This window comes from Paenibacillus sp. MER TA 81-3, assembly GCF_023713585.1.
Taxonomy (GTDB): domain Bacteria; phylum Bacillota; class Bacilli; order Paenibacillales; family Paenibacillaceae; genus Paenibacillus_B; species Paenibacillus_B profundus.
The window spans coordinates 1-269 of sequence record NZ_JAMAWB010000125.1; the positions used below are offsets into that span (position 1 = coordinate 1).

Sequence of the window (269 nt, forward strand, 5' to 3'; positions counted from 1 at the left end):
CCTACACCCACGTTTCAGACGGCGACCGTGGATCGAGGCAAAGAGTTTGCTTGTCATCGAAACCTTGAGTCCTCGCACAAGATTAAGGTCTATTTCGCTGATCCCTATTCGTCATGGCAAAGAGGAACCAATGAGAATGCCAATGGGCTCCTCAGAGAGTTCTTTCCCAAGGGACATGACTTTGCTAGGGTCACAGAGGAAGAACTTTCACATGCAATAGAATTGATTAATAATCGACCAAGAAAATGTCTTGGGTGGAAAACGGCGTA

At 46.5% G+C, this 269-nt stretch carries 1 protein-coding gene; it reads left to right on the forward strand.

The features are described 5' to 3' along the window. The coding region (locus M3650_RS33475; protein ID WP_251580306.1) for an IS30 family transposase at positions 1–269 on the forward strand (269 nt) is incomplete at both ends.